General features: G+C 51.8%; 13 protein-coding genes. 10 read left to right on the top strand and 3 right to left on the bottom strand.

Annotation, left to right across the window (positions count from 1 at the left end):
* The first annotated feature begins 62 nt into the window (after positions 1 to 62).
* The 9 genes from gshA to B076_RS12920 all read left to right on the top strand — a co-directional run bounded on the left by gshA (position 63) and on the right by B076_RS12920 (position 8357).
* Positions 63 to 1370: a glutamate--cysteine ligase gene (gene gshA, locus B076_RS0102275; protein ID WP_028485877.1), complete on the top strand. Its 1308-nt coding sequence runs from the start codon at positions 63 to 65 to the stop codon at positions 1368 to 1370.
* A gap of 58 nt (positions 1371 to 1428) precedes the next feature.
* Positions 1429 to 2397 carry a glutathione synthase gene (gene gshB, locus B076_RS0102270; RefSeq protein ID WP_028485876.1) on the top strand — a complete coding sequence of 323 codons (969 nt, stop codon included), beginning with the start codon at positions 1429 to 1431 and terminating at the stop codon, positions 2395 to 2397.
* An 80-nt stretch (positions 2398 to 2477) separates the two neighbouring features.
* The gene (locus B076_RS0102265; RefSeq protein WP_051347125.1) at positions 2478 to 3530 is read left to right on the top strand and encodes an FAD:protein FMN transferase; all 1053 of its coding nucleotides are present in this window, start codon (positions 2478 to 2480) and stop codon (positions 3528 to 3530) included.
* A gap of 264 nt (positions 3531 to 3794) precedes the next feature.
* Entirely contained in the window at positions 3795 to 4352 is a 558-nt protein-coding gene (locus B076_RS0102260; RefSeq protein ID WP_028485874.1) for a YqgE/AlgH family protein, read from the top strand.
* Positions 4345 to 4770, top strand: coding sequence for a Holliday junction resolvase RuvX (gene ruvX / locus B076_RS0102255; RefSeq protein ID WP_028485873.1), 426 nt, complete (start codon positions 4345 to 4347; stop codon positions 4768 to 4770). Before B076_RS0102260 ends, ruvX begins: the two co-directional genes overlap by 8 nt.
* Entirely contained in the window at positions 4767 to 5279 is a 513-nt protein-coding gene (pyrR, locus tag B076_RS0102250; RefSeq protein WP_028485872.1) for a bifunctional pyr operon transcriptional regulator/uracil phosphoribosyltransferase PyrR, read from the top strand. Before ruvX ends, pyrR begins: the two co-directional genes overlap by 4 nt.
* Positions 5276 to 6316, top strand: a complete 1041-nt coding sequence (locus tag B076_RS0102245; protein ID WP_028485871.1) for an aspartate carbamoyltransferase catalytic subunit — start codon at positions 5276 to 5278, stop codon at positions 6314 to 6316. Before pyrR ends, B076_RS0102245 begins: the two co-directional genes overlap by 4 nt.
* On the top strand, positions 6313 to 7599 hold the full coding sequence (locus B076_RS0102240) for a dihydroorotase (RefSeq protein WP_028485870.1): 1287 nt from the start codon (positions 6313 to 6315) through the stop codon (positions 7597 to 7599). The genes B076_RS0102245 and B076_RS0102240 overlap by 4 nt, the downstream gene beginning before the upstream one ends.
* Positions 7600 to 7622: 23 nt before the next feature.
* Complete coding sequence (locus tag B076_RS12920) at positions 7623 to 8357, top strand: hypothetical protein (protein WP_028485869.1); 735 nt, start codon at positions 7623 to 7625, stop codon at positions 8355 to 8357.
* 19 nt (positions 8358 to 8376) lie between these two features.
* Here the strand turns inward: B076_RS12920 and B076_RS0102230 are convergent, their stop codons facing one another.
* Complete coding sequence (locus B076_RS0102230; RefSeq protein ID WP_028485868.1) at positions 8377 to 8613, bottom strand: hypothetical protein; 237 nt, start codon at positions 8611 to 8613, stop codon at positions 8377 to 8379.
* A gap of 77 nt (positions 8614 to 8690) precedes the next feature.
* Positions 8691 to 9485 carry a polyphosphate kinase 2 gene (ppk2, locus tag B076_RS0102225; RefSeq protein WP_028485867.1) on the bottom strand — a complete coding sequence of 265 codons (795 nt, stop codon included), beginning with the start codon at positions 9483 to 9485 and terminating at the stop codon, positions 8691 to 8693.
* Between the two features lie 225 nt (positions 9486 to 9710).
* On the opposite strand from ppk2, the gene B076_RS0102220 reads away from it, so the two are divergent.
* Positions 9711 to 10409, top strand: coding sequence for a YggS family pyridoxal phosphate-dependent enzyme (locus tag B076_RS0102220; RefSeq protein ID WP_028485866.1), 699 nt, complete (start codon positions 9711 to 9713; stop codon positions 10407 to 10409).
* Between the two features lie 191 nt (positions 10410 to 10600).
* Here B076_RS0102220 and B076_RS11860 read toward each other — a convergent pair whose 3' ends face one another.
* On the bottom strand, positions 10601 to 11614 hold the full coding sequence (locus tag B076_RS11860) for a hypothetical protein (RefSeq protein ID WP_051347123.1): 1014 nt from the start codon (positions 11612 to 11614) through the stop codon (positions 10601 to 10603).
* Positions 11615 to 11812 lie beyond the last annotated feature (198 nt).

Genomic DNA, 11812 nt, shown 5'->3' with positions numbered 1-11812 from the left:
CCGGTCTGCCTCCTTCGCATGACAGGCCAGCCAACCTTATCAAACTTCAAAAGAGAAACTCCATGCTGTCAACCAACCAAGTTCCTCATCTGCAGACGGCCCTGACCGGCCCGTTATTGAAACTGGAAAAACACCTGCTCGCTCACCGCACGGAGATTGAGTCGTGGTTCCGTAAACAGTTCATGACCACACCCGCACCCTTTTATGCTTCGGTGGATCTGCGCAATGCCGGTTACAAACTGGCCCCGGTTGACACCAATCTGTTTCCGGCGGGTTTCAACAACCTGCACCCCGATTTAAAATCTTTGGCCGTGCATGCCGCGCAAACCGCGGTGACCCAGATCTGCCCGGTGGCGGACGGCATTCTCATTATTCCGGAAAACCATACCCGCAACTTTTTCTATCTGGAGAATGTCTTCGCCCTGAAGACCATTCTGGAAAACGCCGGTTACGAAGTTCAGATTGGCTCCTTGTTACCCGACCTGACGGAACCGATGGATATTGAATTGCCCTCAGGCAACACACTGATCCTGAAGCCGATCAAACGTGAAGAAAACAAGGTTGGCGTAGACGACTTTTTCCCGTGTGCGGTACTGTTGAACAATGACCTTTCCGGCGGACGCCCTGAGATTTTGGAAAACATCGACCAAACCCTGCTGCCTCCTCTGGATTTAGGTTGGGCCGACCGATACAAAACCCAACATTTCAAACACTATGCCGAAGTCACCACGACCTTTGCCGAACTGATCAATATCGACCCCTGGTTGATCACCCCGACCTCGTTACAGTGCGGCCCCATTAATTTCAAAGACCGCACCGGTCTGGAGAACCTGGCCGAAGCGGTCAACCGGGTTTTGGACAACACCCAGCAGTATTACAACACCCACGATATCGACTGCCGTCCGTTTGTCATCGTCAAATCGGACAGTGGAACCTATGGCATGGCGATCATGTCGGTGCACACCGCCGAGGATGTGCTTAACCTCAACCGCAAGCAGCGCAACAAAATGGCCTCGGTCAAAGAAGGTTTGCAGGTTGAACAGATGCTGGTTCAGGAGGGGGTCTACACCTTTGAAACCATCGAAGAAGCGGTAGCAGAGCCCGTGGTCTACATGATTGGCAGCCATGTCATTGGCGGATTCTACCGCGTACACACCGGCAAAACCGCCACCGACAACCTCAACTCTCCGGGCATGCATTTTGAACCGCTCTCTTTCGAAGGCTCGTGTGTGGTACCGGATGAAAATCAATCGCCGGACGCCTCGCCAAACCGTTTCTACGCTTACGGCGTGGTGGCGCGTTTGGCTTTGCTGGCGGCGGCGCGTGAAATGGCGGAAGCAAAAAGCAACTCGGCAGAAGCCTCTGCATAAGTCGCCCGAAATTGACCATAACCGGATTAAAACGCATACAACACCATAAGGATTGCACATGACCTTAACCGTCGGCATTGTCATGGACCCGATTGAAAACATTAAACCCTACAAAGACAGTTCGTTTGCGATGCTGCTGGAAGCGCAACGCCGAGGGCATCAACTGGTCTACATGCAACCTGAAGACCTCTATCTTAAAAACGGGCAGGCCTGGGCAAGCTGTAGTCAGCTCAAGGTGTGGGATCGCGAGCGCGAAGAGCAATATTACGGTTTTGGCGAAACCCAGGATCGTGCCTTGAATGAGCTGGACATCATTCTGATCCGTCAGGATCCGCCTTTCAATAACGACTATCTCTACAGCACGCACATTCTTGAGCAGGCCGAAGCCGAAGGGGTGTTGGTGGTCAATAAACCGCAAAGCCTGCGCGACGCCAATGAAAAACTCTTTGCCAGCTGGTTTCCGCAATGCATACCCACCACCTTGGTTTCGGCCAGCATGCCCCAGCTCAAGACGTTTATCCAAGAGTACCAAGACACCATTCTGAAACCTCTGGATGCGATGGGCGGCAGCTCGATCTTCCGAGTCAAACACGACGACCCCAATATCAATGTGATTCTCGAAACCATGACCGGTTTCGGCCAGCACCACATCATGGCGCAAATCTACCTGCCGGAAATCAAAGCGGGCGACAAACGCATCCTGCTGATCAATGGGAAACCCATTCCCTATACCCTGGCGCGCATTCCGGCCGAAGGCGAAACCCGCGGCAACATCGCCGCCGGGGGCAGCGGGGTCGGCATGCCGATCACCGAACGCGAAACCTGGCTATGCCAGCAAATCGCCCCGACCCTCAAAGCCAAAGGGCTCTACTTTGTCGGCTTGGACGTCATCGGCGATTTCATCACTGAAATCAATGTCACCAGCCCGACCTGCATCCGCGAACTGGACGCACAGTTTAACCTGAACATCGCCGGCACCCTGTTCGACTGTCTGGAAGAAACCTTATCCAACAAGGCTGAACATTGATCGATGGCAAAATGGACAGGCCTGTCCATTTTGAATAACACGCTTACTACAGTCCTTTCTTACATGAAAACGGTTGCTCCATGAAAACGTTGCTGATATTCCCTAAACAATCCATTCAAAGGCTTGCCGCCCTGCTGCTGGCCGGATTGTTTTTGAGCGCCTGCCAACATCAGCAACTTGAAACGAAAGCCGAACTGCTGGTGTTTGGCACGCTGGTGCAAATCACCACCTACACCGATTCAGCGCCACCAGCCAAACACGCGATCCAAAAAGTCGAACAGCGCTTCCAGGCGTTTCACCATGAATGGCATGCTTGGGAAAAAGGCGGCATCGTCAGCAAAATGAATCAGGCGATTGCCGACCGGCAACCGATAACGGTCGCCGATTCGGTCAAAGCGTTCATTGTCAAATCCCAAAAGCTAGCCAAACAAAGCGACTACCTGTTTGACCCGGGCATCGGCCAACTCATTGAAATGTGGGGTTTCCACAGCGAACACTGGCAAGGCCCACCGCCTTCCGAGGCACAGATTCAAAACTGGCTGAGCCAGCGTCCCTCGATTGCCGACCTCTATTTTGAGGGCAACACTCTCTATAGCCGTAATGACCGGGTACGGTTGGATTTCGGTGGCAATGCCAAAGGCTTGGCGCTGGATATTGCCATGCAGGAACTGCGTCAGGCCGGCATTGACAATGCCGTGGTCAATATCGGCGGGGACATGCGCATTATCGGTCGCAAGAACGAGCAGGCCTGGTCAATCGGCATCCAAAACCCACAACAACCGTCACAAGCGCTCGCCATGCTGAAGCTTTCCGGGGACGAAAGTGTGGTCACCTCCGGCACCTACCAACGTTATTTTGAATGGCAGGGGCAACGCTTCAGCCACATACTCAATCCCAACAGCGGCCGACCCGCGGATCACCTGGTGTCGGTCACCGTCATTCATCAGGATGCCACCAGCGCCGATGCCGCGGCCACCGCCCTGCTGATTGCGGGCCCCGAACACTGGCGCGAGACCGCTGCCAAAATGGGCATCAAGCAAGCCTTGGTCATCGACCAACAGGGCAAAATCGAACAAACAAAAGCGATGGCAAAACGCAGCAAACTATTGGGCACTTCGATTATCGCCAGATAAAATTCTGCGTGAGTGAAAGGCCACTTATTCTAGGCGTGGATTGCAGGTCTTAGTCATTCTAAGACCCAGATTCACAACAACCAAGAAGCGGCCTTTCAATCACGCCCGAAGGGGCTTAGCCAAGCACCCCGGCTCTGCGTTGTAAACGTTTGCCAGGTCTAGACATGACGGCTCGTTTACGCCTTGACCCGAAGCGCTTGGCGTTGCCAGAAATTATCTGGGGATAATCGAAGTGCCCTGTTATAATTTGCGACTATGAAACAAATGCAATCACTTGAACATCATTTCCTGATCGCCATGCCCAGTCTGGACGATAGCTGGTTTGAGAAAACCGTCATCTACATCGTCGAAGACAACGAACACGGCACCATGGGACTGGTCATCAATCTGCCACACAAGCTCTCCATTCAAGAGCTGCTGGAGCACTTTGATTACACACCGGAGGAAGCCTACCCGTTTCTGTCGCAACAAGTGATGATGGGCGGACCGGTCGACATGGAACGCGGTTTCATTCTGCATCACCCGCTCGGTAACTGGAAAAGCAGCATGAGCCTGGATGAAAACCTGGCGATGACCGTCTCGGACGACCTATTGCAGGCATTGGCTCAAAATCAGGGGCCGGAACAGTTTTTGGTCTGCCTGGGCTTTGCCGGCTGGAAACCCGGGCAATTGGCACAGGAAATACAAGCCAACAGCTGGCTCACCATCCCTTACAATCAGACCCTGTTGTTCGACACCGACACAGAAGAAAAGTGGGAAGTCGCGCTGGGCACTCTGGGCATCTCGCCGGAGTTCTTAACCGCAGAGGCAGGCAATGCCTAAGGGTGCAAGCGAGCTCACTGGAATGGTGCTGGGATTTGACTTTGGACTCAAACGCATTGGCGTGGCGGTTGGACAAACCGTCACCCAAACCGCCAGCCCCGAAGCCATCGTCAACAGCCGCGACGGCAAACCCGATTGGGAGCACATCAGCGCACTGTTCGAAAAATGGCAGCCAGTGGCTATTGTGGTCGGCTTGCCGATGCGACTGGACGGCAGCGAACAGACCTTGACGCAACCGGCGCGTAAATTTGGGCAGCGTTTAAGCGGACGCTACCACTGTCCGGTTTTTTACATTGAAGAACAGTTAAGCTCGATAGAAGCCGAGCAACGCGGCATTCAAAGCGACCACATTGACGACCATGCGGCGCAAATCATTTTAGAAAACTGGTTACAACAAACCTTTGGAAAACAGACATGACCGAACTCGATATTGATGTAAACGAACTGCTTGACAACATCAGCGCACAACTCAGAGACAAGGCGGTTCTGGACAAGTCGCCCAAAATGATCGGCATCCGCACCGGCGGAGAGTGGGTCGCTCAGGCTTTGCATCAAAGACTGGGGCTGAGCGACGCATTGGGGGTCATCGACATCAGTTTTTACCGTGATGATTTTTCCAAAATCGGCCTGAACCCGACCGTCAAACCCTCTGACATCCCATGGGAAGTGGTGGATCAACATATCATTCTGGTGGATGACGTGCTATACACGGGACGCACCATCCGTGCCGCACTCAACGAAATTTTTGATTTTGGACGTCCAGCTTCAGTGACCCTTGTCACCCTGCTGGATCGTCAGGGCTGCCGTGAACTTCCGATTCAGGCCGATGTCACCGGCATGACCATCAAATGTAGCCAAACCCTGAAAGTCTCCGGCCCCGAACCGCTCACCGTTTCCATTCTCGACCACAGTGAGGAGCCAGCATGAGTTCTCGTTTATCCACCCCCAACCCGCAATTGAATGAGCTGGGCAAAATCAAACACTTTCTCACCCTGGAAGGTTTGAAGCAGCATCACCTTCTGGAAATTCTGGACACCGCCGAATCCTTCATCAACCCCAAAACCAACGAAATCAAAAAAGTACCGATTCTGCGTGGAAAAACCATCATGAATCTGTTCTTCGAGCCGAGCACGCGAACGCGCACCACCTTTGAGATCGCGGAAAAACGCCTGTCGGCCGACGTCGCCAGCCTGGACATTGCCACCTCGGCCACCAAAAAAGGCGAGTCCCTGCTGGACACCCTGTGGAACCTGCAGGCGATGCAGGCGCACATGTTTGTCATCCGTCACGCCGAAAGCGGCGCGGCGCACTTTTTCGCCCAGCACGTCGCCCCACATGTGCATGTGCTCAACGCCGGTGACGGCCAGCACGCGCACCCGACCCAGGCGATGCTCGACATGTTCACCATCCGTAAACACAAAGGCGACATCTTCGACCTCAAGGTCGCGATTGTCGGCGATGTACTGCACTCCCGAGTAGTCCGTTCGCAGATTCAGGCGTTGAGCATTCTCGAAGCGCGTGAAATCCGCGTCATCGGCCCCAAAACCCTGATGCCGACCCACCCCGAAGCGATGGGCGTGCATTATTACGACAACATAGAAGAAGGCTTGGCCGATGTCGATGTCATCATCATGGTCAGACTACAAAGCGAACGCATGAAAAGCGCGCTGATCCCGAGTGAAAAAGAGTTCTTCAAACTCTTCGGTTTGACCAAACAGCGCCTTGCCCTGGCCAAACCGGATGCGATTGTGATGCACCCGGGGCCAATCAATCGCGGGGTGGAAATTGATTCCGAAGTGGCCGACGGCCCGCAATCGGTCATCCTTCAACAGGTGACTTACGGTATTGCGGTACGCATGGCGGTGATGTCGATCATTATGAGCAATGCCGCGCAATTGGCCCAACATGAATCCGAGCAGGCCTCTCTGGCACTGGATGTCGATAACGAGGAGGAAGCACCATGAGACTCGTAATCAGCAACGGGCGCATCATCGACCCGAGTCAGAATTTAGACAAAATTACCAACCTATACATCTCACGCGGTCGCATTGCTGGCATCGGCGATGAAGCCCCGGAAGGCTTTACCCCCGATCAGGAATTGGATGCCAGCGATAAATGGATTCTGCCAGGCCTGGTTGATTTGCAAGCGCGTCTGGGCGATCCCGGTAGCAACTATGCTGGCAATATCGCCTCGGAAACCAAAGCGGCCGTGGCCGGCGGCATCACCAGCTTGTGTTGCCCTCCGGACACCTCGCCGGTCAATGACTCACAGGCCGTCACCGAACTGATTCAACGCCGTGCCCGCCAGGCGGCCACCGCATTCGTGATGCCGATCGGCGCACTGACGCAGGGACTTAAAGGCGAACTACTAAGCGGCATGTATTCTCTGCAGCAAGCCGGATGCGTGGCCTTGAGCCAGGCCAACCAGCCGATTCAAAACGCACTGACCCTGAAAAACGCCTTGGAATATGCCGTATCACATGATTTGGTGGTGATCTTGCGCTGTGAGGATGAAAAGCTCAAGAACAAAGGGGTGGCACACAGCGGTCCGGTCAGTTCGCGTTTGGGGCTGCCCGCGATTTCGCCTTCTGCCGAAACCAGCGCCTTGGCGCGCGACTTGATTCTGGTGGAAGAAGCCGGGATTCGCGCCCACTTTTCACAGCTGTCTTGCGCCCGCTCCATCGAAATGATCGCCGACGCCAAAAAACGCGGCTTGCCGGTCACCTGCGACGTGGCCATCCACCAACTGCATCTATCGGAAATGGACGTCATGGGCTTCAACAGCCTGTTCCATGTCACCCCGCCTTTGCGCAGCCTGAAAGACAAACAAGCCTTGCAGATGGGATTGAAAACCGGTGTCATCGATGCGGTCGTCAGTGACCACACCCCGTTGGAAAAAGACGATAAACTCCTGCCGTTTGGCGAAAGTAGGCCTGGTATCAGCGGGCTGGAAACCCTGCTTCCACTGTTGTTGAAACTGGTCAATGAAAACGGCCTTGATCTGATGACTGCGGTGCGCAGTGTCACGCAAAACCCAGCCCAGATCCTGGGACGCAACATCGGCAGTCTCGAAGTCAGCAATTCAGCGGATTTGAGCATCATCGACCCGGATGCCCATTGGACCTTGGAGTCTGACCGTATGCTCAGCGAAGGTAAGAATACTCCGTTCATCGGCTGGGAGTTCAGTGGAGTCGTTGAACAAACCTTCTTCCAGGGGCGTCCGGTTTACCGCAACAATCCGCTGTAATCCGAAACCGGTCACGTTTTCATATGACTCAGAGCTATCGCTTTTCCAATATTCAGCAAACCTCCCAACCCGGGGGTTTTTGGTTGGTGTCAGCAACCTTGGAAGAAACACCTGAAACCGCAAATATCGGCGCTGTATTCCATATAAAAGGCCATCCTGAAGTCAGCTTGACCTTATTTCAAACACACACCAACCATCTGCAACTTTTAAGTCAACAACCACTGCCGGAAAGACTGCTTTGCTCCCAAACCCCAATCGAGCTGATCCAAGAATCAGACGATGCCATGCCGATGGATGTGTTTCATCATCAGAATTCAGTGTTGTTGCTAGGCGCTGATTTGGGAATCGCCCCCTTATTGCATCTCGCCAGACAGGCTTCAAACAGGGCAACTGGGGTTTCCACGTTGGCCTTATTACAGGCCACGGAAAACTTTCCTTTTATGGTGAAGCCCGCGCGATTCATGTTGGGTTCAATGCCTGCTGAAGCCATAGGCTGCTGCCCATTGTTGGAAGACTGGAAAATACCTAACCGTTTGGCCAGCATAACCGGTCTTCCAGGCTGTTTTGATGGAAGCCTGTTAGAGTTATTTGGCTTCTGGCTGGAGCATGAAAGCCAGCAACGCCACATGCAAAGTAAAGTGCTAAACGAGTGGCAAATCGTGGCCTTTTTAGATTCTGAAAACCTACAGGCCTGTCGAGACCTGATCCAAGCCTATGATTGGATCAAGCTGACCGGCATCGAAATCCCATCTAGATAAGATTCAGCTCCTTGAAAATTCACCCTTCCAGATTCTGAATGGTGGCCGCATGTTTGGCCAACGATTTGGCCAGAGTTTCCACCTGCTCAACCGCCTCCAGGAGAGCTTGCGCTTCGGACGAACCAATCGCCGCTTCCACCAACACTTCCAGCTCATCAAAATGTTCCGGCTCGATCACCGCCAATTGCTCTTCCGACAACATCTCTTTAAAACGCTTGACGACAAGCCCCGCGTGATCTTCAATTTTCATGGTCATCTTTTATTCCTTGCATAGCTTTAGTTATTCTATTTTTGGACAGGCCTGCTGGTTTTCAGTTCGGCCCAACTTAAAACTCAATCGTATTGAAAGATATCTTCACCTGCACTAACAATCAGCGGATCAGGTTTGCCGATCACCGCTTCATCTTTGCCCTCATAGGGAATCATGTTCAACACATAACGCATGGTTTCCAAACGTGCCCGTTTCTTGTCGTTGGATTTCACCACCGTCCAGGGTGCATGGTTAGTATTGGTATAGAAAAACATATCTTCTTTGGCTTTGGTGTAATCATCCCAGCGATCCAAGGAAGCCAAATCCATCGGACTGAGTTTCCACTGCTTGAGCGGATCATGTTTGCGCGCATTGAAACGACGCAACTGCTCCTTTCGGCCAACCGAAAACCAGAACTTCATAAGACGCACGCCATCCGTGGTAATCATGCGCTCAAACTCCGGAGCCTGATGCATAAACTGGGTGTATTCGGTAGGTTTACAAAACCCCATGACACGCTCAACCCCAGCACGGTTGTACCAAGAGCGGTCAAACAGCACAATTTCACCTTCGGTCGGCAGGTTCTGTACATACCGCTGGAAATACCATTGACCTTTTTCAATCTCACTGGGTTTATCCAAGGCAACCACTCGCGCTCCACGCGGGTTGAGGTGTTCCATAAAACGTTTGATGGTCCCCCCTTTTCCGGCGGCGTCACGCCCTTCAAAAACCATCACAATGCGTTCATTGTTATCTTTGACCCATTTCTGTAACTTGAGCAACTCAATCTGCAATAGGCGTTTGGTCTCTTCGTATTCTGAACGCGGCATCTTTTCCTGATAAGGGTAATTACTTTCACTGGACTTAACTTTTTTCATCTGCACCTCTTCTAACTTTGTGTTCTTTACTTATCAGTATACGCTTCACAGACAGAACTTAAACGCACTCCAACCCAATAATTGATGCAGAACAATTTACTGATGCGGTTCCGTGAATAATCGATAGGCGCTTGTCTTAAATCTCTGATCTACTCGCAGTATAATGAAATCATCTTGATGCCATCTTTACAGGCATTCCATGCCAACGCCAGGAGTTTGATCTTTATGTCCACCGAATTACTGCAACGTTACCAACATGTCCTGCAACGCATCCACAAAGCGTGTCAACAGGCAGAACGCCGGCCCGAATCGGTTGCTTTACTGGCGGTCAGCAAAACCAAACCAGTCGAAGATATTGAACTCATCGCCCAGCAAGGGCAAACATCGTTTGGTGAAAACTATGTTCAGGAAGCCTTGCAAAAAATTGCGCTTCATCCGGAACTGGACTGGCACTTCATCGGCCCGATCCAATCCAATAAAACCAAACCCATTGCCGAACATTTCAATTGGGTGCACAGCATCGATCGATTGAAAATCGCCAGACGCCTTAGTGATCAGAGACCAGCCGACAAAGCCCCCTTAAACGTACTTTTGGAAGTCAATATCAGTGGTGAGCAGAGCAAAGCCGGCTTTCAACCGCAAGACCTGATGCAAGCGGCATCCGAAATCGCACAACTGCCCAACCTGAACTTAAGGGGGTTGATGGCGATTCCCCAGGCGGTCACCGATTTTGAAAGCCAGCGCATTCCGTTTGCAAAAATGAGAAGTCTGCTTGAAAGCCTGCAAAAAGCTTTGCCGGATTGCCAGCTGGACACCTTGTCAATGGGCATGTCAGGAGACCTGGAAGCGGCCATTATGGAAGGGGCAACCATGGTTCGCATCGGAACTGATATTTTTGGGGCTCGTGACTACAGCCAGTCATAGGGTTTGATCAATTGGAAGGCATTGAAGCGCAAGAAAAACGACGAGAAAAGCCAGACTCAGTCAAACTGAATCCGGCGGGCTCTCCTTTTTGAGCGGCTGAGGAATATGTATTTCCTCTAACCTTAAGGGCAACTTATTGTGTGATGCAGTGCTCTGCATCCTGTCGCCTCTCTAATAACTGTATCGACCGCTTAGGCGGTTACTGCAGTTTTTTCTGATATTTTTTCGGTTAATTTTTCATTATTTCCAGGCATTTCAAGCGATTGCTGTGATGGCTCCAAGGCCTCTTTAGCGCCAGGTTTCTCAGCGCCCATCAACTCAGACAGTTGCTGGTGAAAATCACGGATACGCTCCAGCCAACCCGTAAACTCTTGAGATTCGTCCTGTTGTGGAAAGCGCTGCTCGGATACTTTAGCCATCAACTGATCCAAAAATTCCTGGGCGTTTTCAAACTGCTCATCCAAACGTTCCACCGCTTGTTGCCATTTTTGCAAATACGGAGGTAAATCGGCTATCTTTCCGCCTTGTGCGTCGTCGACATCAGCATCCTGCTGCATGGCTTCATATTGCGCCATGGCGGACTCCTGGTAGCGGGTTGCAACCACGGTTGTTTGAGTCAGATTCAACTGCAGGCTTTGCAACTGACCGGAATCCATCTCCAGCTCCATCGCTTTTTGCAAAGCCAGCTCAAGATCACCATTGTAAAATTCATTCGCCAGTCCATCGACCTGTTCAAAGACCTCAAACACCGCCTTAAGTTCGTCTTCATTGAGCTCACCTTGCACCGAAAACGCGAAACGTTCCTCAAAAGCGGTCACTTCCATGCTTTCCCGGCTTTCAAAATAACGTACGCCCTCTGGTCCTTGCTCCGCCTGCTGTTCCAGCTTATAGGACTGATACTGCGCATAAAGCTGACGAAAATCCACCGTCACCTGGTCTCCTTCCCGGGTAGTCAGTTGCAAACTCATGGTTTCGCTGTACTGATAAGCCTGCTCCATGTGCTGCATAGCGGAGGTTGACAGTCGGGTCGAATCCGACTTATTCGCCAAATCCTGAGGGTTCGGTTTTGCACTCGCCATCAAATCCGCTTTTTGTTTGGCTTGAAGCAGCGAGCCCAAGTTAAGTTTATCGGACGCTGTGTTATCGGATTTGGCATCATGCGGATTTTGATTCAACCAAGTGGAGTTGGAAATTGGATTCAACATAACTGGATACTCTTTTTCTGGAATTTAAAACCCTTGTGCGTCCTTGTTTAAAGCATGTTCAACAAAGTTTTTTATATTTTTTTATATGTGGTATTTATATCGGCTCCTTAAATCCAAACTTTAATTAAAAAACCCAGTCCATTTATTGATTCTGGTCAATAAAGGAGGGGGTTGTCTTTGACAGGCCACCATGCCAGT

It is taken from the genome of Thiomicrorhabdus chilensis DSM 12352 (genome assembly GCF_000483485.1).
GTDB classification, from domain to species: Bacteria; Pseudomonadota; Gammaproteobacteria; order Thiomicrospirales; family Thiomicrospiraceae; genus Thiomicrorhabdus; species Thiomicrorhabdus chilensis.
The sequence above is the reverse complement of the archived record's forward strand: the minus strand, read 5'-3'. Positions and strand labels throughout refer to the sequence as shown.

What these genes read in the sequence shown, in the direction of transcription:
- gshA (WP_028485877.1), top strand. Translation starts at nt 63, where the DNA reads ATGCTGTCAACCAACCAAGTTCCTCATCTGCAGACGGCCCTGACCGGC.
- gshB (WP_028485876.1), top strand. Translation starts at nt 1,429, where the DNA reads ATGACCTTAACCGTCGGCATTGTCATGGACCCGATTGAAAACATTAAA.
- B076_RS0102265 (WP_051347125.1), top strand. Translation starts at nt 2,478, where the DNA reads ATGAAAACGTTGCTGATATTCCCTAAACAATCCATTCAAAGGCTTGCC.
- B076_RS0102260 (WP_028485874.1), top strand. Translation starts at nt 3,795, where the DNA reads ATGCAATCACTTGAACATCATTTCCTGATCGCCATGCCCAGTCTGGAC.
- ruvX (WP_028485873.1), top strand. Translation starts at nt 4,345, where the DNA reads ATGCCTAAGGGTGCAAGCGAGCTCACTGGAATGGTGCTGGGATTTGAC.
- pyrR (WP_028485872.1), top strand. Translation starts at nt 4,767, where the DNA reads ATGACCGAACTCGATATTGATGTAAACGAACTGCTTGACAACATCAGC.
- B076_RS0102245 (WP_028485871.1), top strand. Translation starts at nt 5,276, where the DNA reads ATGAGTTCTCGTTTATCCACCCCCAACCCGCAATTGAATGAGCTGGGC.
- B076_RS0102240 (WP_028485870.1), top strand. Translation starts at nt 6,313, where the DNA reads ATGAGACTCGTAATCAGCAACGGGCGCATCATCGACCCGAGTCAGAAT.
- B076_RS12920 (WP_028485869.1), top strand. Translation starts at nt 7,623, where the DNA reads ATGACTCAGAGCTATCGCTTTTCCAATATTCAGCAAACCTCCCAACCC.
- B076_RS0102230 (WP_028485868.1), bottom strand. Translation starts at nt 8,613, where the DNA reads ATGACCATGAAAATTGAAGATCACGCGGGGCTTGTCGTCAAGCGTTTT.
- ppk2 (WP_028485867.1), bottom strand. Translation starts at nt 9,485, where the DNA reads ATGAAAAAAGTTAAGTCCAGTGAAAGTAATTACCCTTATCAGGAAAAG.
- B076_RS0102220 (WP_028485866.1), top strand. Translation starts at nt 9,711, where the DNA reads ATGTCCACCGAATTACTGCAACGTTACCAACATGTCCTGCAACGCATC.
- B076_RS11860 (WP_051347123.1), bottom strand. Translation starts at nt 11,614, where the DNA reads ATGTTGAATCCAATTTCCAACTCCACTTGGTTGAATCAAAATCCGCAT.